The organism is Kaarinaea lacus, from assembly GCF_975902315.1.
On sequence record NZ_CDLKIE010000495.1, the window covers coordinates 1 to 3,257 of the forward strand.

The window sequence follows — 3,257 nt, forward strand, 5'->3', positions numbered from 1 at the left end:
ATGCGCCTGATATTTTCTACTGTTAATTTCATGCTATGGAGTTTCTGGGAATGGGACAGATTCTTTCCCAGATGTTGCAGCAATGTCTCAGTGACCAGGAGCTTCTGAAAGAAGAATAAATGTGATGGGCAAGTGCAATCAGTAGAACCAAAATTATGCATCGGCGTTTGTGCTCCTGCTATCTTACCAACCACTGCTGCCCATTGATGTTCCTGTCGTTTTGAAGAATAACAAAAACAAACAGCTACTGGCTGAATATACGGTCGGATGTAATCGAGATGCCAATGCGGTTTCGATGACGTTTTTAAATGGTGAATGATCCTGGCGCGCACACCACCTGGCCCGAATGCACTACCTACGTAAATATAGCGCCCAACCTTACCCTCAAAGTTATGATGTTTACCGACGTTACAGACAAACGCCGTGTTTGCCTGAAAAATCAAGGCATAAGTACCCTTTTGCGATTCAAGATTCATGGCACTATTGTACACTCAGGTCAGAAAACAACGCAGCGGGTACCTATATACACAATCCGGCTATTTCGATATATTATGACAAAAATTACAACTAGATTATTTTCATCACCATGAAACCAGTCCCGTCTAGTGTCTTTGTTTATCTTCTCCTGAGTCTGGGAACATTCCCTTGTGCATTTGCACAACAATCTTCAAGCGAAGAACAACTACTGGAAAAAATGTTTGAAGAAGACTTCGAAGAAAAGGCAATGCAAGTTAACGAAGGTGAACTCGAATTTTTATCCACACCCCCTGCCGATAAACCAGTTCATACTGTGACAAACACAATTACAATATCAGATTCCAGCCTGGAAACACATTGGGTCACGCTGCATCAATGCCACAAAAACCTGGATGCGGTTGCAGAATCACAAATTGTTTATCAATACAAGCAAATGCGCAATCTGCGCATAGAACATTATTACGGGATGGAGAATGCCTGGATCGAAAATCAGTCAGTACAAATGAAAGGTATCGAAAAAGGGGCTACGTTATGCGTCCTGGCCGAAGTTCGAATTCTCACACCAAACAATAAAGGCGGCTTTGTTTTGCGCAACGGTCCTTACTTTCGGAAATTTCTAGACGGCTATTATCCCTTTCACGTTAAACTAAATATCAATTACCCGAAATCTTCTTTAACTTTAAAAACCACACATCCCAAGGAGCAAAAAGGTTTTGATGTCGAAGAAGACATTGGTAGTTTGAAGATGGATGCATGGTTCGAAGGCAAGCTGATGGTTGAAGCTCAATTTACCCAGGTGGCCAACCAGTAGCTTTCAGTCAAGCGTTGCTTTGTTTGATTTATTGCCTGTATTTCAAAGCAACCCTACTCTAAATTCAACAACGCCGTTTTGCTGGCTTCTCGAGTTCTGAATTCTTTACTTTTCGTTTCTATATACTCTTTTTCACGCACTTCCATGAACTGGCGTTCGAAACGTCTGGCCAGCTGATACCAGTGCTGCACACGATTATCCCATTGCTCGCGATTAAGGTAGGAAGTATCAAGGAAGGAACGGATCGCAATGAAATATCGCATGGAGTTTCTTTCAACTATTCCCTGTAGCCCCTTTACGTAAACGGGATTATTTGCCGCATCATAATCTGTAATGGTAAAACCAACCTTATGCCTGCCGATGGTAGCCAGGTAGCCATCCAGGGCCAGCTTCGCCATGAAGCCGTAGTGATAGGAATACTTAAAATGAATAAAACTGCTTGACTCATTAAAGGGTATGACTTCAAATGTTAAAAGATAATCCGAAGTGCCCAGTGGTCCATCTCCCGCTGTTAGATTAACGTGCAGGTAATCAGGCGATGAACTGACTTTGTTGAATTGATACTTCATTTCGTGCGCCTGATCCGGTGTTTGAAAATACCGGCGTCCAACAAAGAGCGTTAAAAACCTTTCAGAATCATTATTGCCCTTCACATTGCAACCTTTGACGTTAATATGAAGCAACACAACATCGCACCAGTGATCAGGTGAATCCAGGCCCGCTACGACCGAATCGAACTTATGTTCTACCAGCGCAAACACCTCGCCTGTGGCATTGTCTTCCTCAAAGTTTGACTGGATATAAACGGGAGCGCCATATTGATTGGACTCCAGCGAGCCCTTTATTGTCTGGTATTGAGAAAGTAAAGCCTCATAACCATTAACTGCTTTTGTACTTTCAGCAAAAGAGTGAAACGGAAAGATAACGACTAGTAAGGTGGCAAAAAGAAAGACTCTGCAATCTATGTTAAACATGAAATGAAACCTATGGTGTTCCCTGGCAAGACTTTGTTAGACACTTGCGTAGCTTAAAGTTCTTTATACGCTTTGTCTGCCCCGAATTCATGGACCTTCCTGGTAAAATTATTAAAAAATGAGACAAATATCTCACTTGATCAAATTTTGATCGAATATTATACTATGTTCATTAGTTAAACAATAACAATAATACACTCTAATAATCAATAAGATATATACGCTATGGGGTCACAAAAATGACGGAAAAAATGAATGAAGATGGCATGTCGCAAGACAGCGCCAGTAATAAGGTATGCCAGCTACCTGAACGCCAGGCTGGACAATTTAGCACAATTCAAAACTCTGGCATCATCGTAGACGTGGAAGTTCGGATGGAAGATCCGGTGGATTCGCAAATCATCCGCAATTTTATGGGTGAATTCGAGCTAGCTCGGAAAAATCGCTCAGCCTAGTCGCTCGCCGAACCTTTATCAACAAAATCTATCAACAGAATCGCAAATGAAAAACGACTCCATGATAAATATCATGGAGTCGTTTGATGTTAGCAACGACCGAGTCAGTTCAAATACGTTTTACGGTATCACACCGTATAATCTTCTACCTCGCCATAGTAACAAGTCCCATGAGCATCGCACTCGCCAAAGCACTTCATAATCGTGAAGCGACAAACACTTAACAAACACTAAACAAACACCTGGATACCCGAATAACCTGGCTGGAGATTTCGACAGGTAAAAATAGGTAAAAGGAACAGGAGAAAATGTGAAATATTTACCTACTATTAACGAAATCGTGGGAGTATATTGACCACTCTAGTTAATGCTTCTTATCAGTACTCCTCGTCCTTGGCGAACCACCTTATGGCGGTTCGCCTTTTATTTTACGGCAATAGGCTTTCTCACTTATGTCACAATTTGCTGTGCAAATTAGCCTAAATAGATTCTAAAACCACAATCAGAATATTAACCCAACATAGAGTCCTAAGCTGTCTG

At 41.6% G+C, this 3,257-nt stretch carries 4 protein-coding genes; 2 read left to right on the forward strand and 2 right to left on the reverse strand.

The genetic code is table 11. The features are described from left to right. A partial coding sequence (locus ACWVCM_RS15430) for a GIY-YIG nuclease family protein (protein ID WP_455202658.1) occupies positions 1-476 on the reverse strand: 476 nt, incomplete at its 3' end. Positions 477-586: 110 nt separating this feature from the next. On the opposite strand from ACWVCM_RS15430, the gene ACWVCM_RS15435 reads away from it, so the two are divergent. Next, complete coding sequence (locus ACWVCM_RS15435) at positions 587-1,288, forward strand: hypothetical protein (RefSeq protein ID WP_455202659.1); 702 nt, start codon at positions 587-589, stop codon at positions 1,286-1,288. A gap of 53 nt (positions 1,289-1,341) precedes the next feature. Here ACWVCM_RS15435 and ACWVCM_RS15440 read toward each other — a convergent pair whose 3' ends face one another. Further along, entirely contained in the window at positions 1,342-2,262 is a 921-nt protein-coding gene (locus tag ACWVCM_RS15440; protein WP_455202660.1) for a hypothetical protein, read from the reverse strand. A 239-nt stretch (positions 2,263-2,501) separates the two neighbouring features. On the opposite strand from ACWVCM_RS15440, the gene ACWVCM_RS15445 reads away from it, so the two are divergent. Continuing rightward, positions 2,502-2,717: a hypothetical protein gene (locus ACWVCM_RS15445; RefSeq protein ID WP_455202661.1), complete on the forward strand. Its 216-nt coding sequence runs from the start codon at positions 2,502-2,504 to the stop codon at positions 2,715-2,717. Positions 2,718-3,257 lie beyond the last annotated feature (540 nt).

Coding starts and splice junctions, on each gene's coding strand:
- ACWVCM_RS15435 (WP_455202659.1), top strand. CDS start 587: ATGAAACCAGTCCCGTCTAGTGTCTTTGTTTATCTTCTCCTGAGTCTG.
- ACWVCM_RS15440 (WP_455202660.1), bottom strand. CDS start 2,262: ATGTTTAACATAGATTGCAGAGTCTTTCTTTTTGCCACCTTACTAGTC.
- ACWVCM_RS15445 (WP_455202661.1), top strand. CDS start 2,502: ATGACGGAAAAAATGAATGAAGATGGCATGTCGCAAGACAGCGCCAGT.